Genomic DNA, 21,139 nt, shown 5'->3' with positions numbered 1-21,139 from the left:
AAAGAACAATCTTTCTAAAAAGAGAGCTTCAAGACACAGTAATACGCCGTGTATTGGAGGTCGAATATAGTCTAGTGATGATGGCAAAGAGGTCACACCCGTTCCCATACCGAACACGGAAGTTAAGCTCTTTAGCGCCGATGGTAGTTGGGGGCTTCCCCCTGTGAGAGTAGGACGTCGCTAGGCATAATACCCAGGAGGATTAGCTCAGCTGGGAGAGCATCTGCCTTACAAGCAGAGGGTCGGCGGTTCGAGCCCGTCATCCTCCACCATATGCCGGTTTAGCTCAGCAGGTAGAGCAACTGACTTGTAATCAGTAGGTCGTGGGTTCGATTCCTATAGCCGGCACCATTTTTTGAGCCATTAGCTCAGTTGGTAGAGCATCTGACTTTTAATCAGAGGGTCGAAGGTTCGAGTCCTTCATGGCTCACCATTTTTAATTGCCAACAATAAGATGCGGGTGTGGCGGAATTGGCAGACGCACTAGACTTAGGATCTAGCGCCGCAAGGCGTGGGGGTTCGACTCCCTTCACCCGCACCATTTTATTTGAATTTGATAATTGCCAGGATAAATAATCTTATGCACATGCGGAAGTAGTTCAGTGGTAGAACACCACCTTGCCAAGGTGGGGGTCGCGAGTTCGAACCTCGTCTTCCGCTCCAATGTGCCGGGGTGGCGGAACTGGCAGACGCACAGGACTTAAAATCCTGCGGTAGGTGACTACCGTGCCGGTTCGATTCCGGCCCTCGGCACCATTTTATCAAGCGCCCGTAGCTCAATTGGATAGAGCGTCTGACTACGGATCAGAAGGTTGTGGGTTCGACTCCTGCCGGGCGCGCCAATAAATGAACGGGAAGTAGCTCAGCTTGGTAGAGCACTTGGTTTGGGACCAAGGGGTCGCAGGTTCGAATCCTGTCTTCCCGACCATTTTCAAAAACTTGTAACTTATGGGGCCTTAGCTCAGCTGGGAGAGCGCCTGCCTTGCACGCAGGAGGTCAGCGGTTCGATCCCGCTAGGCTCCACCATAATTTATAACCAGTATAAAGATCCTGGCGGCGTAGCTCAGCTGGCTAGAGCGTACGGTTCATACCCGTAAGGTCGGGGGTTCGATCCCCTCTGCCGCCATCTTAAAGGACCTTTAGCTCAGTTGGTTAGAGCAGACGGCTCATAACCGTCCGGTCGCAGGTTCGAGTCCTGCAAGGTCCACCATTTATATAATAGTACGGAGGTATACCCAAGTCTGGCTGAAGGGATCGGTCTTGAAAACCGACAGGCGGGTAACACCGCGCGGGGGTTCGAATCCCTCTACCTCCTCCAGTTTTAATTTTAGAAATGGTGTACAAAAAACTCGAAGTGAATAAACATATTATCGCGGGGTGGAGCAGTGGTAGCTCGTCGGGCTCATAACCCGAAGGTCGTTGGTTCAAATCCAGCCCCCGCAACCAAATGGTCCCGTGGTGTAGCGGTTAACATGCCTGCCTGTCACGCAGGAGATCGCCGGTTCGATCCCGGTCGGGACCGCCATTTTAAAATAGGTTCAGTCAAAGTATATGGGTCAGTAGCTCAGTTGGTAGAGCATTAGATTGAAGCTCTAAGTGTCGGCGGTTCGATTCCGTCCTGACCCACCATATACGCGGGTGTAGTTTAATGGTAAAACCTCAGCCTTCCAAGCTGATGTCGTGAGTTCGATTCTCATCACCCGCTCCAATGGGCCTATAGCTCAGCTGGTTAGAGCGCACGCCTGATAAGCGTGAGGTCGATGGTTCGAGTCCATTTAGGCCCACCATTATTCCGAAGTAGCTCAGTTGGTAGTAGCACCTGACTGTTAATCAGGTTGTCGCAGGTTCGAGTCCTGCCTTCGGAGCCATTTTTTTATTTATGGGGAAGTACTCAAGAGGCTGAAGAGGCGCCCCTGCTAAGGGTGTAGGTCGGGTAACCGGCGCGAGGGTTCAAATCCCTCCTTCTCCGCCATTGGCCCCTTGGTCAAGCGGTTAAGACACCGCCCTTTCACGGCGGTAACACGGGTTCGAATCCCGTAGGGGTCATACTAAAACACAGTCGATATGAGCAATCATAGCGACTGTGTTTTTTTTGTCTAGATCATTTTAAAAATCGTCTACCATTAAATCGGTAGACGATTTTTTGCTTAACTACGTGATAGCATTCTTTCAAGAGAGCTACGAGCTTCTTCAGCCGTTGACGCATCCACTTGAATGCGATTATGTGGCTTGCCTTGCTCAATACTTTCAAGTGACCAAAGTAAATGTGGAAGGTCGATTCGATTCATTGTAAGACAAGGGCAGAAGTTTTCGTTTAAAGAGATTATATGTTTATCAGGATGTTGTTGAATAATGCGGTTTACTAGATTCATTTCTGTTCCGATTGCCCACGCCGAGCCGCTTGGGGCGTTATTAATCGTATAGAGAATATATTTTGTAGAGCCTGCATCATCTGCAGCAGCTACCACTTCACGGCTACATTCAGGATGAACAATAATGCGCATATTTGGATATGTTTGACGAACCTTAGCAGTATGTTGTACTGTAAAACCTTCATGCACCGAACAGTGTCCTTTCCACAATATGACTTTGATTTTTTCTGGTGATTGGTCTGTTTCAAGTGTATTTGTATGAGGATTCCAAACCGCCATACTTTCTAGTGGAACACCTAAGTCAAAAGCAGTGTTTCTACCCAAATGCTGATCTGGTAAAAATAAAATACGCTGCTTTTGTGAAAAAGCCCATTTTACCATTTCTTTAGCATTAGAGGAGGTTACGCAAGCTCCACCGTGACGACCAGTAAATGCTTTAATGGCTGCAGTCGAATTTACATATGTTAACGGCAATATTGTATTGCCAAAAAGTTGTTGTAAAATAGGCCAAGCTTGCTCTGTTTGATAAATATCCGCCATATCTGCCATAGAACAACCTGCACGCATATCAGGTAAATAAACATGCTGTCTTTCAGTAGTGAGCATATCAGCCGTCTCGGCCATAAAATGTACTCCACAAAAAACGATATGTTCTGCTTCTGTATTAGCAGCAGAAATTTGAGCAAGCTGTAAGGAATCTCCTGTGGCATCAGCAAATTGAATCACTTCATCTTTTTGATAGTGATGTCCAGGAATAAAAAGCTTCTTACCTAGTTTCTTTTTAATAGCTAAAATTCGAGACTCCATTTCGGTCGTTGATAATGTGCGGTAATGCTCAGGAAGTAATGAAGTTTGTTGTAGTAGACTAGTGATGGACAAGTGTATGCTCTCCTTTCATTTGTACAAGTGCACTTATATCAAAGGCTTTTACTGAATGAGTTAGTGCACCTAGTGAAATCCATTGAATACCTGACTTTGCATAAGCATGTAAATTTTCTATTGTAATACCACCAGAAGCTTCAGTAGCAATATGTGATGGAACGGATTGAATCCAAGCTGCTATTTCTTCAGGCGTACAATTATCGAACATAATAATATCTGCACCTGCTGCAATGGCCTCATCTAATTGAGTTTTCGTTTCAATCTCTACCTCGATTTTTACCGTATGCCCAATTTTTTTACGAGCGGTTTGTACAGCTTCTGTAATACTACCAGCAAAAGCAATATGATTATCCTTGAGCATAATCGCATCGTATAAGCCACTTCGATGATTATAAGCACCACCTATACGTACAGCATATTTATCAAGCATTCTTAAGCCTGGAATCGTTTTACGCGTATCGCAAATTTTTGCAGTAGTTCCTGCAGTTTCCTGAACTGCTCTATTGGCTGCCGTGGCGATAGCAGACATGCGCTGAATAAGATTTAAAATCACCCGTTCTCCTATTAATAATTTCTGTAGTGGTCCTTTAATAACTGCAAGAATATCACCATAGTTCACGGCATCACCATCATTTTTATGCATTGTGATCTGCATGGAAGGATCGAGTAACCGAAAACCATGTTCGATAATAGGTGTTCCACAAAAAATACCACTATCTTTTGCATAAAAGGAAAAGGAACCTGTTTGCTCAACTGAAAAGATAAGTTCGCTTGATAAATCCCCATCTCCTATGTCCTCATTAAAAAATTGCTTGAGCATTTCCTCGAGCTTGATGATATTCATACAATGAATTCCTCACTTTCATTTGTCCTTGTTGAAAAATAATCCAGCGCCGTGCCCAGTCTGTATCACTGTTAGGCGTATCGTTGCGAATATGAGCGCCACGAGTTTCTGTTCGTGTAAGAGCTGCATGCACCATCAGCGAAGCAACAATATGCATCATGTAGAGTTCAAGATGCTGTGCATTGAAATTCATCACATTCACTTGAAGTAAATCTTGTAATGCAGGCAATTGCTCTGCAAAATGTTGCATAGCGATAGGGTTTCGAACGATGCCTAATGTATGCATCATTGTTTGTTGTAATTGCTCTTTCGGTAATAATGGGGGCATCGACTGATGATATTTTGCATCAGCAAGCGTGAAATTCGTTTGGTTGCAACCAGTTTGTATAATATATTGAGCCATCTTTTGGCCGAATGTGATGCCTTCCAGTAATGAATTGCTAGCTAAACGATTTGCCCCATGAACGCCCGTACAAGCAACTTCGCCAACAGCATACAGGTTAGCAATCGTAGTTCTTCCTATGTCATCAGCTATAACGCCCCCCATTAAGAAATGACTTCCAGGTGCTACAGGGATTAGACCATTTTGTAAATCAATACCGTTGTCAATGCAAAGTTTTGTAATCGTAGGGAATTTCTCTTCAAAGTGCTGAATGCTTGTAATATCAATAAATGTTTCTTGCCCAGATGCGCGCTTTATATATAATGTGTGGGCAGTAATATGACGTGGTGCTAAATCAAGCAGTGGATGTACACCTGCCATAATAGGTTCACGTTGTGCATTAACAAAAATACCTCCAGCGCCTCGAACAGCTTCAGAAACTAATCCTTTAGCCTCTCCATCACACCATAATAAACTTGGATGAAATTGCATAAATTCCATATCACTGATGGCAGCGCCTGCGCGATATGCTAATGCAATACCATCTCCCGTATTCGTGGCATAGTTAGAAGTGCTTGGATAAAGAGCACCTGCACCACCTGTAGCAAGAATGACATGATGGGCAAAGTAACGTTTCAATCCTTCTTCACCCTTTGTTAGGACGCCAATACACGCGCCATTGCTGTTTAACATCAATTCATAAGCCAATTCATTGCAATGAATAGAAATGTTTGGCGGTAGGTGTTTAAGTAAGTAATCAATCAATATTTGACCAGTCCTATCGCCCCCAGCATGTAAAATACGATGATGACTATGAGCTCCTTCTAAGCCAAGTGCTGGTTCACCGGTTTCTTGCCGATCGATGGGCAATCCCTCTAAGAGAAATTGTCTCATAATGGTAGAACCATCCTTTATAAGTGTTTCAACAAATTTTTCCTCATGATGGAATTCACCGGCAGCTAATGTATCAGCAATATGCAAATTTGTATGATCTTCAGGACTAGTAACGGCAGCTATGCCTCCTTGTGCACGATAAGAGCTACTCATTTTAACGGAGGATTTCGTAACAATCTGTACTTGAAAATGCTGTCCAAGTAGTCGTGCTGCTTGAAGTGATGCAATGCCACTACCAATAATGAGTATGTCTGTCTTTACATCCATAGGTCTACCTTCTTTACAGTTGTCTTGACACATATCTTTACATAAAATAAAAAGGAAAACAAGACTTGATGACTGGAAAGGGAGAATTAGATGATTTACATGGATTATGCAGCAACATCCCCAATGTCGAATAAAGCACTTGAGGCTTATTGTGAAGTAGCAAAACGTTATTATGGAAATAGTGCGAGTTTACATGATTTAGGAGGACAAGCAAATTACTTTGTAGAACAGGCGAGAGCTATTGTAGCAAGAACGCTTGGCGTTAAAAGTGATGGGATTATTTTTACTGGAAGCGGAACAGAAGGGAATTTACTCTCGATTTTATCACTGGCTTTAGCTTCAAAAAAAGGCAAGCATATAATTTCATCGCAAGCTGAGCATACGTCTGTCCATGCAGCATTAAATACACTTGAGAAAATGGGTTATTCCGTTACAAAATTACCTTTACAACTGGATGGGTGTATTCAAGTCAATCAGGTACGAGAGGCTATAAGAGAGGATACAGCATTAATAACAATTCAACATGTAAATTCTGAAATAGGCTCTATCCAACCAGTGGAAGAAATTGCTTTAATAGCAAACAGTCAAAATATATTTTTTCATGTAGATTGTGTACAGTCCTTTTGTAAGCTTCCAACTACTTCTTTTTGTGCAAGTGTAGATGCAATTACCATTTCTGCCCATAAAATAGGGGGGCCAAAAGGATGTGGAGCTATATTTATAAATCCTCAAATTCGAGTGCCATCTTTAACACCTGGCGTGACACATGAACGTGGTTTACGTGGGGGAACATTAGATACACCTGCCATTGTAGCGTTTGCGACAGCCATTGAAAACTATCATTTTGAGCGTCAACATTATGAATTGTTGCGCAAATATTTACAAAGCCATTTACCACCAGCTTGTCGATTAATTGAGTGTGTGGAGCAACTACCTAATATATGTGGTTTGATGATGGACAAAGTGGAAGGTCAATACGTGTTACTAAAATTAAACGAAGCCGGGATTTGTATTTCAACTGGTAGTGCTTGTGATATACACAGTGAATCTGGCACAAAAGCAATTATATCAATGGGTTATACAGTGGAGGAAGCACGACAGTTTTTTAGAATATCATTTGGACCAACAACAACATTTGAAGAAATTGATCAATTAACCTTTGTGTTGTCTAATATTGTAAAATTCTAAAATAAAGTAGGATATACGTTAGAACTGTATTGAACAAAGCCTTTAATTTTAACTTATAATTATTACTTCCTGTGGAAATTAAAGGCTTCTCGGTTCTGATAAATTGCTTCTTGACGTTACTAGTATAAGCATGAGCTTTAAGTGATAACTCAAAAGCGGTAACATCTAAAATTTATTGTTGCAAAGAAGTAATAACTACCTCTACGATAGGGATGTAAACTAGCACGACCATTAAAGAAACAGTAGTAGTGTTTGTTAAAAAATATACGTCCTTTTGTCGACAATCTAACTATTTTATTTATTTGTGTAAATAAAATGTTTTCTTTTGGAAAAACAATTGCTATAATGGTTAGTAGAGCGATAAATTCTCTCACATAGCAAAAATATCTTCAAAAAGTAATAATTTCTTTTTTTTATAAAAAAGTGTTGCATTCTCTAGATAAACGTTATACAATAATTCTTGTCTTGAAGGACAGGTAAATAACTTCAAAACGAAATACATAAAAGTTTCGAGATAAAAGCTATTCGCAAAAGTGGTTGAGAGAAGGAAGAAGCGTACTCTAGTATGTAACTGACCGAACACATGAAGCTAATGCAGTAATACTTTGGATTGAAAGTCGAAACATAGTCTAGTGATGATGGCAAAGAGGTCACACCCGTTCCCATACCGAACACGGAAGTTAAGCTCTTTAGCGCCGATGGTAGTTGGGGGCTTCCCCCTGTGAGAGTAGGACGTCGCTAGGCATAATACCCAGGAGGATTAGCTCAGCTGGGAGAGCATCTGCCTTACAAGCAGAGGGTCGGCGGTTCGAGCCCGTCATCCTCCACCATATGCCGGTTTAGCTCAGCAGGTAGAGCAACTGACTTGTAATCAGTAGGTCGTGGGTTCGATTCCTATAGCCGGCACCATTTTTTGAGCCATTAGCTCAGTTGGTAGAGCATCTGACTTTTAATCAGAGGGTCGAAGGTTCGAGTCCTTCATGGCTCACCATTTTTAATTGCCAACAATAAGATGCGGGTGTGGCGGAATTGGCAGACGCACTAGACTTAGGATCTAGCGCCGCAAGGCGTGGGGGTTCGACTCCCTTCACCCGCACCATTTTATTTGAATTTGATAATTGCCAGGATAAATAATCTTATGCACATGCGGAAGTAGTTCAGTGGTAGAACACCACCTTGCCAAGGTGGGGGTCGCGAGTTCGAACCTCGTCTTCCGCTCCAATGTGCCGGGGTGGCGGAACTGGCAGACGCACAGGACTTAAAATCCTGCGGTAGGTGACTACCGTGCCGGTTCGATTCCGGCCCTCGGCACCATTTTATCAAGCGCCCGTAGCTCAATTGGATAGAGCGTCTGACTACGGATCAGAAGGTTGTGGGTTCGACTCCTGCCGGGCGCGCCAATAAATGAACGGGAAGTAGCTCAGCTTGGTAGAGCACTTGGTTTGGGACCAAGGGGTCGCAGGTTCGAATCCTGTCTTCCCGACCATTTTCAAAAACTTGTAACTTATGGGGCCTTAGCTCAGCTGGGAGAGCGCCTGCCTTGCACGCAGGAGGTCAGCGGTTCGATCCCGCTAGGCTCCACCATAATTTATAACCAGTATAAAGATCCTGGCGGCGTAGCTCAGCTGGCTAGAGCGTACGGTTCATACCCGTAAGGTCGGGGGTTCAATCCCCTCTGCCGCCATCTTAAAGGACCTTTAGCTCAGTTGGTTAGAGCAGACGGCTCATAACCGTCCGGTCGCAGGTTCGAGTCCTGCAAGGTCCACCATTTATATAATAGTACGGAGGTATACCCAAGTCTGGCTGAAGGGATCGGTCTTGAAAACCGACAGGCGGGTAACACCGCGCGGGGGTTCGAATCCCTCTACCTCCTCCAGTTTTAATTTTAGAAATGGTGTACAAAAAACTCGAAGTGAATAAACATATTATCGCGGGGTGGAGCAGTGGTAGCTCGTCGGGCTCATAACCCGAAGGTCGTTGGTTCAAATCCAGCCCCCGCAACCAAATGGTCCCGTGGTGTAGCGGTTAACATGCCTGCCTGTCACGCAGGAGATCGCCGGTTCGATCCCGGTCGGGACCGCCATTTTAAAATAGGTTCAGTCAAAGTATATGGGTCAGTAGCTCAGTTGGTAGAGCATTAGATTGAAGCTCTAAGTGTCGGCGGTTCGATTCCGTCCTGACCCACCATATACGCGGGTGTAGTTTAATGGTAAAACCTCAGCCTTCCAAGCTGATGTCGTGGGTTCGATTCCCATCACCCGCTCCAATGGGCCTATAGCTCAGCTGGTTAGAGCGCACGCCTGATAAGCGTGAGGTCGATGGTTCGAGTCCATTTAGGCCCACCATTATTCCGAAGTAGCTCAGTTGGTAGTAGCACCTGACTGTTAATCAGGTTGTCGCAGGTTCGAGTCCTGCCTTCGGAGCCATTTTTTTATTTATGGGGAAGTACTCAAGAGGCTGAAGAGGCGCCCCTGCTAAGGGTGTAGGTCGGGTAACCGGCGCGAGGGTTCAAATCCCTCCTTCTCCGCCATTGGCCCCTTGGTCAAGTGGTTAAGACACCGCCCTTTCACGGCGGTAACACGGGTTCGAATCCCGTAGGGGTCATACTAAAACGCAGTAAATGTGATTTCACATTTACTGCGTTTTTTTTGCTAGATTAAAAATTTGAGAGAGCATCGTTTCCGACTGTCTATTTATAAATCCAATGATGATTCTCTTTACTAGTATTATTAGGTAATATAGGTATAAGCAATTATAGAGGGGGATCATACGAATGAGCGAAAACTTAAGATGGGTGTATAATCGACAATATCATTTACAAGAGAATTTAGAACAAGGTAAAGATATACTACAAAAATTTACAGTAGAACAGGTTAATTGTGTGGAAAGATTCCATCATACATATGAAAATTTTGAAAAAACACCTATACATGATTTAGATGCTTTAGCACTGCATCTTGGGGTTAGTAAGATTTTTGTTAAAGATGAGTCCTATCGCTTTGGCTTAAATGCGTTTAAGGTGTTAGGTGGTATTTATGCGATTGGCAAATATATTGCGAAATTGCTAGATCAAAATATTGATGAATTGTCTTTTGAACAATTAAAACTACCTGAAGTGAAAGAAAAATTAGGCGACTGTACCTTTATTTCAACGACAGATGGCAATCATGGGCGCGGGGTTGCTTGGGCAGCAAGGGAACTTGGCTGTAAGGCGCGAATTTATATGCCTGCTGGTAGTGCGGAAGAGCGCTTGCAAAATATTAAAAATGAAGGCGCATATGCAGAAATCACTTCAATGAATTATGATGAAACGGTAAGGTATACCTCACAGCTTGCAAAGGATAATGGCTGGATAGTGATACAGGATACAATGTGGGAAGGGTACGAAGAGATTCCATTATGGATTATGCAAGGCTATACAACATTGGCAAAAGAGATTGTTGACCATTTGCAAGAAGCACCGACCCATGTATTTTTACAGGCAGGTGTAGGTTCATTTGCAGGAGCTATAGTCGCTTTTTTACAACAATATTATGGACAACAACTAACATTTGTTTTAATTGAACCAGATGCAGCTAATTGCTTTTATGAGAGTTTTAACCGAGGAACTGGACAGTTTGTTACTGTCGGTGGAGAAATGCAAACCATTATGGCTGGCTTAGCATGTGGGGAGCCTAACCCTATCGCTTGGGATATTTTAAAAGCATATACAAAGGTAAGTATTAGTTGTAGTGAGAAGGTAGCTGCAACGGGTATGCGCGTCTTGGGAAATCCACTTGGCGCGGATAATCGTATTGTTGCGGGAGAATCAGGAGCAGCGCCATTTGGATGTTTTTATGAATTAATAACAAATGAGGATTACTATGATTTAAAGGTAGCTTTACAGCTCAATCCAAAGTCAAAGATATTGTTTGTTAGTACAGAGGGAGACACAGACGTAGAAAACTACAGAAATATAGTGTGGCATGGGAAGTATGCTAAATAGGAAAGGTGAGCATCTTGGATATTGAGATGCTTTTTTATATTAATTCTTGCAAATTATTTTTCCATTTTATAAAATATTTTTACTTATATACGGAATATCTCAATATCTAGCTTTTAGTAGGAATTAAAATATATGTGTTTACAAGATGTAGACTTAACTTTGAAATTAACAGAATTTTCATACATTTAATTAGTTAGGAGGTTTAATAGAAATTAGATACTTTTATCCTATTATCTTCTTGTTATTATCAATTTTTCTCATAGGGTGCAGTTCTAAGGAAGCTAGCTTAGATTCTATAGCATTTTCTTCTAAAGAATGTGAACAAAACTGGGGTAATCTAGATATTTTGGAAGGGAAAGTTAAAGAAACTTATAATGCAATAAATAAGAATTCTGAGACTTTAGATGAATTGGGACATGGTACTATGATTGCTCCTATTATTGCAGCTGAAGAAAACTCACATAACATTATTGGTGTTAACCCAGATGCAGAATTATATGACGTACAAGTATTAAATAGTAAAGGGGTGGCCAAATTGAGATGCTGTCTTAAAGAGAATAGGAGATTAATAATATAGAAATCTTTCCAAAAATATTTTGAATATTTAGTAAAAAAGCTCTTGAAAATGTCTTACTTTCATTGTTTTTTATAATATTATTTTATATTCTTTAATTATATTCATAAAATAATATGACTAAAGAGGTGATAAAAGTGAATAAACATATAAAATATCAATGGAGGATAACGAAATATAATCCTGACTTCAGAAATAATGAAGGGCATTACACGAAGAAATTGGAATGGACAAGCCCAGCTCACATTGGGAAGACAATTAATGGTGAAACTTTCACATTAGAAAAATATTTAAAGGTCGAAACAGCATATATTAATACAATCATGAAGTTTTTAGAGGTTAATCATATAAAATCATTAACAATGTTTAACATGACTTATATTGATGTAGATAGTAATTGTGCTCTATATAATCAATTGTATGATGAAAAATTAGACAATTTTCAATTAAAAGATGATCAAGAGGTATCGATTGATCAAATCCCTCTCATTTCTAAAATGGTATTAAGAGGTTTCATATATTGTCATTTCATAACTTTAGATTTTTTTGTGCATTTTGGAGATGACTATTATATGTTTATTGGAACAAATAATTATCAAGAGGAACCATTACAATTTGCTCGGGAAAACAATTTATTTGTAGAAGAAATGGTTTCTCCATTTTATATCAATGAAGAGAGCATCGAAAGAATAATAATGTGGACGCCAATTAATGAAGATACCGTAGTAGGTGAGGAAATACTAACTGACATTTCAATAGAGGAATATAGGGAAATATTGCATCTTTCAAATATTCATCCGGTTATCGGGTTATTTCCAATTACAGCGAGTAACCAACAATTTTTTCAAAAAAAATTAAGACATAAAATAGATACGAATAAGTATCAATATTATCTAAGTGCGGGGGATTAACCTAACTGTACTGAGCTACTCTCAAAAGTTAGCCAAATATTATAAGCAACTTCTAAGATCTGTGCCTGGGTGAAGTGGACACAGATCTTTTATTTTTTCCCTTACGGCAGACGTATATAAATATCCCCTTGACCTTAACGCTGCGGAAAGGTTTACAGTATAAATATGGAGGTGAAAGCAATGGAGTATACCATTTTACAGCTTGCTAAATTGTCAGGGGTAAGTACGAGAACGTTGCGGTATTATGATGAAATTGATTTACTAAAGCCGGCAAGAACAAATGAAGCAGGGTATCGCTTTTATGGGCAACAAGAAGTCGATATTCTTCAGCAAATTTTGTTTTATAAAGCGTTAGATATGAAGCTTGAAACCATTCACAACATTATTCATGCACCTGAATTTCAACATATAGCAGCATTAAAAACACATCGTGATGCTTTATTACAACGAAAAAAACAGCTAGATCAATTATTAAAAACAGTGGAACAAACCATTCAATCGATTGAGGAGGAACAACCAATGACGAACGAAAAGAAATTTGAAGGCTTTAAAGAAATGCTGATTGAGGAAAATGAAAAACAATACGGTAAAGAAATTCGTGCAAACTATGGCGATGAAAAGGTCGATGCATCGAATGCGAAGTTTAAGAATTTATCAGAGGAACAATATAAGGCAATGCAGCAACTAGAACAGCAACTATTTGAACGATTAAAAGAGGCAATGGCTATAGGCGACGTGAAAAATGATGTCGCCATGGAAGTGGCAGAACTGCATAAGCGTTGGCTGAGCTTTTCGTGGCCGCAATATACAAAGGAAGCACATGTTGGTTTAGCACAAATGTATATAGCAGATGAACGTTTTACTGCATATTACGATCAACATGTGTCAGAAGGTGCTACTCAATTTCTCCATGATGTAATTAGAGAATACACACAAAACTAATGGAATCCTTCTCATACAGATGTTTTAGAAATAGATATTTAGGAAAAAATGAAAGTATGAGGAGGAGATTTTTTTGAATCAACAAATGATCGAAAAGTTTAAAAACCAATTACAGCAGGAATTACAAGAACTAGAGAAGCAGCTAGAAGAATCAGAGCGACCGCAGGCAACAGAGCTCTCAAATTATGATAACCATCCAGCTGATAATGCAAGTGATTTAACAGACCAACTTACAGAGATGGCCATTGATGAACATCGCAGTGACCATGCTGAAGAAATCGAGCATGCGCTGCAAGCAATAGAAGATGGCACATATGGTAAGTGCGCTGTATGTGGCGAAGAAATTCCGTTAGGCCGTTTAGAGGCTATGCCACATGCATTGACATGTGTAGAGCATGCTGAGCAAAGAGACGATTTACTGCGACCAGTTGAAGAAGATGTGTTATCCTCTTTACCAAAATCAGATGATTTCGAAGAGCTTGAGGAATTTGGTTCGTCTGATACACCATCAGATAAAATGTAAAAAATAAGAGCATTTCTTCCCTTAAACAGTATAATAACTGTATGAGGTGATTGACATGGAAATAATTGATTTACATTGTGATGTTTTATTAAAGTTAACGACATTAGAAGAACCAAAATTTAGAAATGATAGCCGATTACATGCTAATAAAGAAAGACTGCAATTAGGGCAAGTAAAAGCACAAGTATTTGCCATTTTTATCGACCCTTAAATACCTCAAAGTATGCAATTTTTAGAGGTTATGCGCCAAATTGAAGCCTTTCATACACAAGTATTACAAACAGAGGGCATGGTGCATATTACGGAATGGTCACAACTCGATACGTTAGCACCTCATGAAATTGGTGCTATCTTAAGTTTAGAAGGCTGTAGTGCAATTGGCGAGGATTTGACAAAGCTTTCCGCCATTTTGGATGCAGGTGTTATGTTAGTAGGTCTTACATGGAATGAAGAGAATGCTGTAGCCTATGGAGCTGAGCAAGATGCTAGCCTCGGTTTAAAGCCATTTGGTAAGGAAGTTGTTAATATGCTAAATGAGCGGGATATTATCATTGATGTTGCCCATTTAAATGAGCAAGGATTTTGGGATGTACTGCCGCTAGCAAAGCATATTATTGCTAGCCATAGCAATGCACGTGCCATTTGTGACCACCCGCGTAATTTAACAGATCAACAGGCTAAGGCACTTGTTGAGCATGGGGGGCATATTCATCTAGTCTACTACCCGCATTTTATTGGCGACAATGCAACAATGGATGATTTAATTGAGCATATAAAGCATCTGGCAAGTGTCGTTGGAATAGAGCATCTTGGGGTAGGTTCTGATTTTGACGGAATAGATATGACAATCAAAGGTCTTGCACATGCAGGTGAGGCGCAAAATTTATTAGAGATGTTACGTGAGCATTTTTCAGATGAAGAAGTTCGCGGAATTGCGCATAATAATTTCAAACAATATTTAAAAAAAGCAGCAACTAAATAAAGTTGCTGCTTTAGCGTGTCAACAGAGTAAAAATCGCTACGAAGTTATTTCTGCTATAGGCAAACGCACACCGATAGTCGCCATTTTCTAACTTGCCTGTGATGCGCCCACATTTAACGTTTTATGTTGTGCTCGTTGTAGTCGCTGCCTCCGTTGCAATCAACTAACCATATTAATAAAAGAAATAATTTACTAATAAACCAATTGCTAATAGGAAACCGAAGAATGTATTTGTTTGCGCTGTAAATTTCATCGCGGGCATTACTTCTTTGGCTTCTTTTTTATCGCGGAAAATTTGGATTGCTCGGAGTGGCTTCGGTACACTTAGGAAAATGATAAGCGCCCAAAAAGTAATCCCATCAATGGCTACTAATGCGATAACCCAAAGGTACGAAACGATGAAAAAGCCAGATAACACAGAAATAGCACGGTCGCGGCCTACTAAAATGGCCAGTGTTTTACGTCCACCTTCTGTATCGCCAACGATGTCACGAATATTATTAGAAAGCATAATGGCGCCAACTAAAATCATACTCGGAACAGAAAGTAATACCGCATCTAATGTGACAGTAAGTGTTTGAATGTAAAAGGCAATTAAGACAATACCCATCCCCATGACTGCGCCTGAAACAAGCTCTCCAAAAGGTGAATATGCGATAGGGTACGGCCCTCCTGTATATAGAAAACCTATAAGCATACATACTAGTCCAACTGTAGCAAGCCACCAAGAAGTGGAAGCACAAATATAGATGCCAAGTAGCATAGCTAGTGCATAAAAGCTTAAGGCAATCAGCATAATCGTTTTCGGTTGAACACCGTGACGCACAATCGTGCCACCAATGCCGACAGAATGTTCATTATCTAATCCTAACTTGTAATCATAATATTCGTTGAACATATTTGTTGCTGCTTGAATCAGCATACTGGCAATCAGCATTGCAAAAAACAGTCCAAAATGAATGGTTTCTTTTTCAATTGCTAGCGCAATCGCTGTTCCTAAAAATACTGGAACAAATGAAGCGGTTAAAGTATGTGGACGAGTTAAATGCCACCAAACTTTAAAACCCCTATCAGCTTCAATGACTTTGGTCATAAGGTCTTTCTCTCCTTCAACTATTGTAGACTCTTCTTATTTTATACGAAGAAAGAGAAATTGGATAGGTTCACAGCTTATTACATACTGTTATGTTTAAAAAAATGATACAATAGTACATGCATTTGAGAGATGGGAATATAAATTAAGCAGTAGAAAGAACAGAGCCGTCAAACATATAGGACGGCTATTTTAGCGGAACAAGTAATGCTAAAGACGGATGTCACAGATGGATTTGTGTGTGAAATCAAAGCGACAGACGTAGGATGTTATGTACGTGAAGGACAACGCAACACGTACCATAACGCGAAAACATCATTGATATGTACATTGCAATAACGGAGGTAATTTTCATGCAACAGAAGTGGTACCAAGCCACAGAAGTAGAAGTGGACTCTTTGGGCCAAAACCTTCATTTTTATATGGAAACAATCGAAGTAAGTCGCTTATCAGCTCTAGCATTTTATGCAGCGGGCGAGGAGTGTTATAAAGGTGAACGATTTTATTGGCAAAATAGAGAAAAAACAATGACATTAGTTGGGCTAGGACACGCTCACACAATTCAAAATAACGAAAAAAATAACCGCTTTGATGCTGTAGAAGCAGAGTGGAAGCGCTTAACGAAAAATTGCGTAAAAGGTCAAGTTGAACTACAACCAATTTTATTTGGTGGTTTTACATTTGATCCACAAAATAATGTAGATGGGGAGTGGACGGACTTTCCAGAGGCTTATTTTGCCTTAGCAACGTATCAGCTTGTTTTACGTGATGATAAAGCCTATATAAGCATTCACCTTATTGCAAATGCTGCTGAGGCAGATGGACAATTAGAGGCGTTGCGTAAAGAGCGAAATCATTTAATCCATGCTGCTCAAGTAAAAGAAGTGAAAATGTATGCGAAGCCCGAAATCACAAATTATTTTGAGCCTTATAAGGATCCTTATTTAGCATCAATTGATCAAGTGACAGCATTAATTAAAGCAAAGAAAGCGGATAAGGTTGTCATTGCACGTTCCCTTGCGCTGCAATTTAAGGAGCAAGTAACTTCACCTCAAGTATTAGCTCAAATAATTCACGAACAGCCTGAAAGCTATTTGTTTGGGTTGGAGTGGCAAGATTTATTATTTTTCGGCGCATCTCCTGAGCGTCTTGTAAAGGTTGAAAATGGTCGTGCCTACTCATCATGTGTTGCAGGATCTATTCAACGAGGAAAAACGGCGGAGGAAGATGAAGCCTATGGACAAAGCTTATTAAATGATCCGAAAAATGGTGGAGAACATCAATATGTAGTCGATATGATTGCGGAAACATTCCGAAAAAACTGCGTTGAAATGAAAATACCTGATGGACCACGCTTACTAAAAATTAGAGACATCCAACATTTATTTACACCTGTTGAAGGTCAGCTAAATAACGAAGCAACAATTTTGCAGTTGACGAAGCATTTGCATCCAACACCTGCTTTGGGCGGTGTGCCAAGAAAAGAGGCAATGACCGCTATACGTAAATACGAGCCAATGAACCGTGGTCTTTACGCTGCACCTATTGGCTGGTTAGATGCGGAGGGTAACGGAGAATTTGCGGTTGCGATTCGTTCAGCAGCTCTACTAAAAGATAAAGCTTATTTATATGCAGGTGGCGGTATTGTAGCTGATTCAGAGCCACAATCTGAATATGAGGAAACATTAGTGAAATTCCGTCCAATGCTTCGAGCGTTAGGAGGACAAGTACATGAGTGAACGGAAAATATTGACTGATTATGTTTATAAAATGGTTGCATCATTAGTACAGGCAGGTGTCCAACATGTTGTTGTAAGCCCAGGGTCACGGTCGACGCCACTAGCTTATGCTTTTGCCTCAACAAAGCAATTGACAATGTACCGTCAAGTAGATGAGCGAGCTGCTGCATTTTTTGCGCTAGGCATTGCTAAGGCGACTACTAAGCCTGTCGTTTTGTTATGTACATCTGGTACTGCGGCGGCGAACTATTATCCTGCGATTGTGGAGGCCAGTTATGCAAGAGTACCACTAATTGTTATAACAGCCGATCGTCCACATGAATTACGTGAAGTAGGAGCACCACAAGCCATTAATCAGACGAATTTATACGGAGCACATGTAAAGTGGAGTGTGGATTTTCCGCTAGCGGATGGTGCTGCACCGACATTGCCATTTATTGAACGTCATATTGCACGTGCAGTAGCTATTGCAACAAGTGCACCATTTGGACCAGTACATCTTAACGTACCGTTCCGTGAACCGTTGCTCATTGATTTTCGAGAGGAGCTTCCAACTGTTACATTTAAGCAAAGCCATATTGGACAGTTAACGCCACCGAAAGATGCACAAGTAGAACTAGCATCTATTTTACGAGACACTAAAAAAGGATTTGTTGTTGTTGGGGAGCTTCCGCTCGGGACAGATTTAACTGTTATGTGGGAGTTTGTGCGCCAATTAAAATGGCCAATCATTGTGGAGAGTCTATCGAATATGCGAACTTCCGTGCCAAAGGATTGTTTGCCATATGTTATGACAACATATGATGCCATTATGAAAAACGATGATTTTAAAGCGCTAGTAGAACCTGAAACAGTTCTGCGCTTAGGGGCACAGCCTGTATCGAAATTTATTATGCAATTTATTACAAAGTCACAGCCTCAAGCTTATATTGTTGTCGATGAAGATCCGATGTTCCGTGATTCAACAGGGGTGTCCACCCATTTTCTGCATGCAAGCATTGGCGAATGGCTCGTACAATTAGACCTTGCTGAAACTGCGCTAGAGGCGGCATATTTAGCGGAATGGCAAGATGCGAATGATATTGCACTTGAGTATATTGAGCATTATACAGAAGGCGCAATTGACGAAGGTGCTATGGTAAGCCGTTTACTTGAAATCATTCCAAATGGCAGTGATATTTTTGTTAGCAGTAGCATGCCGATTCGTGATATCGATACGTTTTTAATGGCAACGTCAAAAGATATTCGAATTTTTGCGAATCGTGGAGCTAATGGCATTGATGGCGTCGTTTCAACGGCAATGGGCGTAAGCCAAGGAAATAACCGTGAAACCTATTTACTTATCGGAGACCTAGCTTTTTTACATGATGTCAACGGCCTAATTGCGTCACGCTATCAAGCATGTAATATGACCATTATTGTCATGAATAATGATGGTGGTGGTATTTTCTCTTATTTACCGCAATCTACGGTAGAGGCTCATTATGAAGATTTATTTGGTACACCGACTGCACTTGCATTCCAAGACATTGCGCATATGTACGATATGGACTACATTTGTGTTGAGGATATTGCACAGTTAGTGCCGAAATTTAACACGTTGAAAAAAAATCCGTTACGATTAATTGAGATTTTTACAAACCGTGAAGAAAATGTCTATGCACACCGCGCGCTTTGGAATCGTATTAATGCAGGGTTAAAAGCATGGCAAAGCTAATGATTCGTGGGCTTGAGACACATGTGGATATATGGAATGAAGAAGCGGGGCAAACACTAGTTGCCCTGCATGGCTTTACAGGGAGTACTGCTACATGGCGAAATGTAGCAAAGGATCTTCCACATGTGCGAGTTGTGGCGATTGATTTAATTGGTCATGGTCAAACAGCTGTACCGGAGCAAGTGAGTCGCTTCACGATGGCTGAACAATTGCATGATTTAGAGGAAATATTTTGTCAGTTACAATTAGAAACTTTTGCATTGCTCGGTTATTCAATGGGTGGCCGTATTGCACTATCCTATACGATCGCTTATCCTCAACGTGTCAGCAAGTTGCTGTTAGAAAGTGCTTCACCTGGTTTGAGAACTGCAAAAGAGCGTATGGAGCGCTGCGAACGTGATAATGCTTTAGCGGAGAAGATTACAACGAATGGTTTACAGTCCTTTGTTAATTCGTGGGAAAATATTTCGCTATTTGAATCGCAGAAGCGTTTAGCTAAAAATGTAAAACAAGCAGTTCGAGCAGAACGATTGTCTCAAAGTGAAAAGGGCTTGGCAGGTAGTTTACGAGGAATTGGAACAGGCATGCAACCATCAAACTGGGATAATTTAACTCATTTAGAATTGCCTGTACTATTAATGACCGGTTTATTAGATGTTAAATTTTGTAATATCGCGTTGGAAATGAAAGCGTTATTAAAAAATGGAAAGCATATGACAGTAAATGACGCTGGACATGCAATTCATGTGGAAAATCCAGCTGAATTTGCTACAATAGTAAATGAGTATTTAACGTAATGTTTTTTACGTTAGCGCCTCTTAGTAGTAATGAGGCGAATTTTATAATTAGGAGGTATTTCAATGTCACGTCAATGGACTACATTACATACTTACGAAGATATTAAGTATGAGTTTTATAACGGTATCGCTAAAGTGACGATTAACCGTCCAGAAGTGCGCAATGCATTTCGACCAAAAACAGTCATGGAAATGATTGATGCATTTTCTCGTGCCCGCGATGACAAAAATGTCGGTGTTATCATTTTAACAGGTGAAGGCGAAAAAGCCTTTTGCTCAGGTGGAGACCAAAAGGTACGCGGCCATGGTGGCTATGTAGGGGAAGATGAAATCCCACGTCTAAACGTTCTTGATTTACAACGTTTAATCCGTGTAATTCCAAAACCAGTTGTAGCGATGGTTGCTGGTTATGCTATCGGTGGAGGACACGTATTACATGTTGTATGTGACCTTACAATTGCAGCAGACAATGCTCGTTTCGGACAAACTGGTCCTAAAGTTGGTTCATTTGATGCTGGTTATGGTTCAGGCTATCTTGCACGTATTATCGGTCATAAAAAGGCGCGTGAAATTTGGTACCTTTGCCGTCAATACGATGCTCAGCAAGCGCTTGATATGGGCTTAGTCAATACAGTTGTTCCTTATGAACAATTAGAAGACGAAACGGTGCAATGGTGTGAAGAAATGCTACAAATGTCTCCAACAGCTCTACGCTTCTTAAAAGCAGCTATGAATGCTGATACAGACGGCTTAGCTGGTCTTCAACAAATGGCAGGCGATGCTACACTTCTTTACTACACTACTGATGAAGCAAAAGAAGGTCGTGACGCATTTAAAGAAAAACGTCAACCAGACTTTGGTCAATTCCCAAGATTCCCTTGATTCGGAATATTGGAAGGAAGCTGGGACAAAAGTGAAAAGGTGTTAGATTGATGGCAGTCAATCTAACACTTTTTTACTGCGCCGTTGTTGTCCGCTTCGGCGGTTCTTTCCGCTTAGCACCGTAAGCTGCACCCTTTGCTAACACGCAGAATACCCACGTCTTAC

14 protein-coding genes, 40 tRNA genes, 2 rRNA genes and 1 pseudogene are annotated in these 21,139 nt (G+C 40.9%); 53 read left to right on the top strand and 4 right to left on the bottom strand.

What is annotated here, in order from left to right:
- Nucleotides 1-70: 70 nt before the first annotated feature.
- From rrf (MKY08_RS17075) to MKY08_RS16975, 21 genes are all read left to right on the top strand, one after another.
- Nucleotides 71-186, top strand: a 5S ribosomal RNA gene (gene rrf / locus MKY08_RS17075).
- 10 nt (nt 187-196) lie between these two features.
- Nucleotides 197-272, top strand: a tRNA-Val gene (locus MKY08_RS17070).
- 3 nt (nt 273-275) lie between these two features.
- Nucleotides 276-351 (top strand) — tRNA-Thr (locus MKY08_RS17065).
- Between the two features lie 6 nt (nt 352-357).
- Nucleotides 358-433: transfer RNA gene (locus tag MKY08_RS17060), tRNA-Lys, on the top strand.
- 23 nt (nt 434-456) lie between these two features.
- Nucleotides 457-541: transfer RNA gene (locus MKY08_RS17055), tRNA-Leu, on the top strand.
- A gap of 47 nt (nt 542-588) precedes the next feature.
- Nucleotides 589-663: transfer RNA gene (locus MKY08_RS17050), tRNA-Gly, on the top strand.
- Between the two features lie 4 nt (nt 664-667).
- Nucleotides 668-756 (top strand) — tRNA-Leu (locus MKY08_RS17045).
- Between the two features lie 9 nt (nt 757-765).
- Nucleotides 766-842 (top strand) — tRNA-Arg (locus tag MKY08_RS17040).
- Nucleotides 843-851: 9 nt separating this feature from the next.
- Nucleotides 852-928 (top strand) — tRNA-Pro (locus MKY08_RS17035).
- 22 nt (nt 929-950) lie between these two features.
- Nucleotides 951-1,026: transfer RNA gene (locus MKY08_RS17030), tRNA-Ala, on the top strand.
- A gap of 26 nt (nt 1,027-1,052) precedes the next feature.
- Nucleotides 1,053-1,126 (top strand) — tRNA-Met (locus tag MKY08_RS17025).
- A 7-nt stretch (nt 1,127-1,133) separates the two neighbouring features.
- Nucleotides 1,134-1,210 (top strand) — tRNA-Ile (locus MKY08_RS17020).
- A 15-nt stretch (nt 1,211-1,225) separates the two neighbouring features.
- Nucleotides 1,226-1,318 (top strand) — tRNA-Ser (locus MKY08_RS17015).
- A 53-nt stretch (nt 1,319-1,371) separates the two neighbouring features.
- Nucleotides 1,372-1,446 (top strand) — tRNA-Met (locus tag MKY08_RS17010).
- 3 nt (nt 1,447-1,449) lie between these two features.
- Nucleotides 1,450-1,525 (top strand) — tRNA-Asp (locus tag MKY08_RS17005).
- 28 nt (nt 1,526-1,553) lie between these two features.
- Nucleotides 1,554-1,629 (top strand) — tRNA-Phe (locus MKY08_RS17000).
- 5 nt (nt 1,630-1,634) lie between these two features.
- A tRNA-Gly gene (locus MKY08_RS16995) sits at nt 1,635-1,708 on the top strand.
- A gap of 2 nt (nt 1,709-1,710) precedes the next feature.
- Nucleotides 1,711-1,787 (top strand) — tRNA-Ile (locus tag MKY08_RS16990).
- Nucleotides 1,788-1,791: 4 nt separating this feature from the next.
- Nucleotides 1,792-1,868: transfer RNA gene (locus MKY08_RS16985), tRNA-Asn, on the top strand.
- A 13-nt stretch (nt 1,869-1,881) separates the two neighbouring features.
- Nucleotides 1,882-1,972 (top strand) — tRNA-Ser (locus tag MKY08_RS16980).
- Nucleotides 1,973-1,974: 2 nt separating this feature from the next.
- Nucleotides 1,975-2,046 (top strand) — tRNA-Glu (locus MKY08_RS16975).
- 101 nt (nt 2,047-2,147) lie between these two features.
- Here MKY08_RS16975 and nadA read toward each other — a convergent pair.
- From nadA to nadB, 3 genes are read right to left on the bottom strand one after another with little or no spacing between them, the layout of a single operon-like run.
- Nucleotides 2,148-3,251 carry a quinolinate synthase NadA gene (gene nadA, locus MKY08_RS16970; RefSeq protein WP_069512162.1) on the bottom strand — a complete coding sequence of 368 codons (1,104 nt, stop codon included), beginning with the start codon at nt 3,249-3,251 and terminating at the stop codon, nt 2,148-2,150.
- Nucleotides 3,238-4,098: a carboxylating nicotinate-nucleotide diphosphorylase gene (nadC, locus tag MKY08_RS16965; RefSeq protein WP_069512160.1), complete on the bottom strand. Its 861-nt coding sequence runs from the start codon at nt 4,096-4,098 to the stop codon at nt 3,238-3,240. The genes nadA and nadC overlap by 14 nt, the downstream gene beginning before the upstream one ends.
- Nucleotides 4,055-5,641, bottom strand: coding sequence for an L-aspartate oxidase (gene nadB / locus MKY08_RS16960; RefSeq protein ID WP_069512159.1), 1,587 nt, complete (start codon nt 5,639-5,641; stop codon nt 4,055-4,057). The genes nadC and nadB overlap by 44 nt, the downstream gene beginning before the upstream one ends.
- 99 nt (nt 5,642-5,740) lie before the next feature.
- Between nadB and MKY08_RS16955 the strand changes: the two genes are divergently transcribed.
- From MKY08_RS16955 to MKY08_RS16820, 28 genes and pseudogenes are all read left to right on the top strand, one after another.
- Nucleotides 5,741-6,829 carry a cysteine desulfurase family protein gene (locus MKY08_RS16955; protein WP_069512164.1) on the top strand — a complete coding sequence of 363 codons (1,089 nt, stop codon included), beginning with the start codon at nt 5,741-5,743 and terminating at the stop codon, nt 6,827-6,829.
- 628 nt (nt 6,830-7,457) lie between these two features.
- Nucleotides 7,458-7,573, top strand: a 5S ribosomal RNA gene (rrf, locus tag MKY08_RS16950).
- A gap of 10 nt (nt 7,574-7,583) precedes the next feature.
- A tRNA-Val gene (locus MKY08_RS16945) sits at nt 7,584-7,659 on the top strand.
- A gap of 3 nt (nt 7,660-7,662) precedes the next feature.
- Nucleotides 7,663-7,738 (top strand) — tRNA-Thr (locus MKY08_RS16940).
- Nucleotides 7,739-7,744: 6 nt separating this feature from the next.
- Nucleotides 7,745-7,820, top strand: a tRNA-Lys gene (locus MKY08_RS16935).
- 23 nt (nt 7,821-7,843) lie between these two features.
- A tRNA-Leu gene (locus MKY08_RS16930) sits at nt 7,844-7,928 on the top strand.
- Nucleotides 7,929-7,975: 47 nt separating this feature from the next.
- Nucleotides 7,976-8,050, top strand: a tRNA-Gly gene (locus MKY08_RS16925).
- Between the two features lie 4 nt (nt 8,051-8,054).
- Nucleotides 8,055-8,143, top strand: a tRNA-Leu gene (locus tag MKY08_RS16920).
- 9 nt (nt 8,144-8,152) lie between these two features.
- Nucleotides 8,153-8,229: transfer RNA gene (locus MKY08_RS16915), tRNA-Arg, on the top strand.
- Between the two features lie 9 nt (nt 8,230-8,238).
- Nucleotides 8,239-8,315 (top strand) — tRNA-Pro (locus MKY08_RS16910).
- A gap of 22 nt (nt 8,316-8,337) precedes the next feature.
- A tRNA-Ala gene (locus MKY08_RS16905) sits at nt 8,338-8,413 on the top strand.
- 26 nt (nt 8,414-8,439) lie between these two features.
- Nucleotides 8,440-8,513, top strand: a tRNA-Met gene (locus MKY08_RS16900).
- Nucleotides 8,514-8,520: 7 nt separating this feature from the next.
- Nucleotides 8,521-8,597, top strand: a tRNA-Ile gene (locus MKY08_RS16895).
- 15 nt (nt 8,598-8,612) lie between these two features.
- Nucleotides 8,613-8,705 (top strand) — tRNA-Ser (locus tag MKY08_RS16890).
- A gap of 53 nt (nt 8,706-8,758) precedes the next feature.
- Nucleotides 8,759-8,833, top strand: a tRNA-Met gene (locus MKY08_RS16885).
- Between the two features lie 3 nt (nt 8,834-8,836).
- Nucleotides 8,837-8,912 (top strand) — tRNA-Asp (locus tag MKY08_RS16880).
- A gap of 28 nt (nt 8,913-8,940) precedes the next feature.
- Nucleotides 8,941-9,016 (top strand) — tRNA-Phe (locus MKY08_RS16875).
- A 5-nt stretch (nt 9,017-9,021) separates the two neighbouring features.
- Nucleotides 9,022-9,095 (top strand) — tRNA-Gly (locus MKY08_RS16870).
- Nucleotides 9,096-9,097: 2 nt separating this feature from the next.
- A tRNA-Ile gene (locus tag MKY08_RS16865) sits at nt 9,098-9,174 on the top strand.
- A gap of 4 nt (nt 9,175-9,178) precedes the next feature.
- Nucleotides 9,179-9,255, top strand: a tRNA-Asn gene (locus MKY08_RS16860).
- 13 nt (nt 9,256-9,268) lie between these two features.
- Nucleotides 9,269-9,359, top strand: a tRNA-Ser gene (locus MKY08_RS16855).
- A 2-nt stretch (nt 9,360-9,361) separates the two neighbouring features.
- Nucleotides 9,362-9,433: transfer RNA gene (locus tag MKY08_RS16850), tRNA-Glu, on the top strand.
- Nucleotides 9,434-9,602: 169 nt separating this feature from the next.
- Nucleotides 9,603-10,814 (top strand): diaminopropionate ammonia-lyase, encoded by a 1,212-nt coding sequence (dpaL, locus tag MKY08_RS16845; protein ID WP_069513956.1) that lies wholly within the window; start codon nt 9,603-9,605, stop codon nt 10,812-10,814.
- Nucleotides 10,815-11,160: 346 nt separating this feature from the next.
- The gene (locus MKY08_RS16840) at nt 11,161-11,391 is read left to right on the top strand and encodes a S8 family serine peptidase (RefSeq protein WP_069513953.1); all 231 of its coding nucleotides are present in this window, start codon (nt 11,161-11,163) and stop codon (nt 11,389-11,391) included.
- A gap of 134 nt (nt 11,392-11,525) precedes the next feature.
- Entirely contained in the window at nt 11,526-12,299 is a 774-nt protein-coding gene (locus MKY08_RS16835; protein WP_069513949.1) for a hypothetical protein, read from the top strand.
- A 180-nt stretch (nt 12,300-12,479) separates the two neighbouring features.
- Nucleotides 12,480-13,241, top strand: coding sequence for a MerR family transcriptional regulator (locus MKY08_RS16830; RefSeq protein WP_069513946.1), 762 nt, complete (start codon nt 12,480-12,482; stop codon nt 13,239-13,241).
- 73 nt (nt 13,242-13,314) lie between these two features.
- Nucleotides 13,315-13,764 (top strand): TraR/DksA C4-type zinc finger protein, encoded by a 450-nt coding sequence (locus MKY08_RS16825; RefSeq protein ID WP_069513943.1) that lies wholly within the window; start codon nt 13,315-13,317, stop codon nt 13,762-13,764.
- 55 nt (nt 13,765-13,819) lie between these two features.
- A pseudogene (locus tag MKY08_RS16820) lies at nt 13,820-14,746 on the top strand (dipeptidase).
- Nucleotides 14,747-14,918: 172 nt separating this feature from the next.
- Here the strand turns inward: MKY08_RS16820 and MKY08_RS16815 are convergent.
- A complete protein-coding gene (locus tag MKY08_RS16815) occupies nt 14,919-15,839 on the bottom strand; it encodes a 1,4-dihydroxy-2-naphthoate polyprenyltransferase (protein WP_069513940.1) in 921 nt (306 codons plus the stop codon).
- 353 nt (nt 15,840-16,192) lie between these two features.
- On the opposite strand from MKY08_RS16815, the gene MKY08_RS16810 reads away from it, so the two are divergent.
- The 4 genes from MKY08_RS16810 to menB all read left to right on the top strand — a co-directional run bounded on the left by MKY08_RS16810 (nt 16,193) and on the right by menB (nt 20,974).
- Entirely contained in the window at nt 16,193-17,578 is a 1,386-nt protein-coding gene (locus tag MKY08_RS16810) for an isochorismate synthase (RefSeq protein ID WP_069513937.1), read from the top strand.
- A complete protein-coding gene (menD, locus tag MKY08_RS16805) occupies nt 17,571-19,295 on the top strand; it encodes a 2-succinyl-5-enolpyruvyl-6-hydroxy-3-cyclohexene-1-carboxylic-acid synthase (protein ID WP_069513932.1) in 1,725 nt (574 codons plus the stop codon). Before MKY08_RS16810 ends, menD begins: the two co-directional genes overlap by 8 nt.
- On the top strand, nt 19,283-20,092 hold the full coding sequence (gene menH, locus MKY08_RS16800) for a 2-succinyl-6-hydroxy-2,4-cyclohexadiene-1-carboxylate synthase (RefSeq protein ID WP_069513929.1): 810 nt from the start codon (nt 19,283-19,285) through the stop codon (nt 20,090-20,092). The genes menD and menH overlap by 13 nt, the downstream gene beginning before the upstream one ends.
- 63 nt (nt 20,093-20,155) lie before the next feature.
- Nucleotides 20,156-20,974, top strand: a complete 819-nt coding sequence (gene menB, locus MKY08_RS16795; RefSeq protein WP_024363692.1) for a 1,4-dihydroxy-2-naphthoyl-CoA synthase — start codon at nt 20,156-20,158, stop codon at nt 20,972-20,974.
- The last annotated feature ends 165 nt before the right edge of the window (nt 20,975-21,139 follow it).

This window comes from Lysinibacillus sp. FSL M8-0337, from assembly GCF_038593855.1.
In the GTDB taxonomy this organism is placed as follows: domain Bacteria; phylum Bacillota; class Bacilli; order Bacillales_A; family Planococcaceae; genus Lysinibacillus; species Lysinibacillus sphaericus_D.
Note: the sequence above shows the minus strand (reverse complement) of the source record. Positions and strands in the feature narration are given on the sequence as shown.